Source organism: Pseudomonas sp. LFS044, assembly GCF_047978245.1.
Taxonomy (GTDB): domain Bacteria; phylum Pseudomonadota; class Gammaproteobacteria; order Pseudomonadales; family Pseudomonadaceae; genus Aquipseudomonas.
Map to the genome: position 1 here is coordinate 1 of NZ_JBFPFX010000095.1, position 226 is coordinate 226.

General features: G+C 62.8%; 1 protein-coding gene. It reads right to left on the bottom strand.

Annotated features, from left to right (window positions below):
* The coding region (locus ACNQPL_RS26750) for a hypothetical protein (RefSeq protein WP_416468394.1) at window positions 1–226 on the bottom strand (226 nt) is incomplete at both ends.

Genomic DNA, 226 nt, shown 5'->3' on the forward strand with positions numbered 1-226 from the left:
GTAGCTGAAGCTGCGCACGGTGTCGCCGTTGCGGTTGACCACGGCACTGAGCTGGCCGTGTTCGTCGTAGCGGTACTGGGTCAGCGTTTCGACAGCCTGGTTGTCGACCACGCGTTTGATGTCGGTGAGTCGACCCAATGGGTTGTCGTAGTGCAGGTGCACGCGGGTGCCACCGGTGGCGCTGATGTCAGTCAGCGTGCCTTGTTCGGTGCGGGTGAAGTGCAGG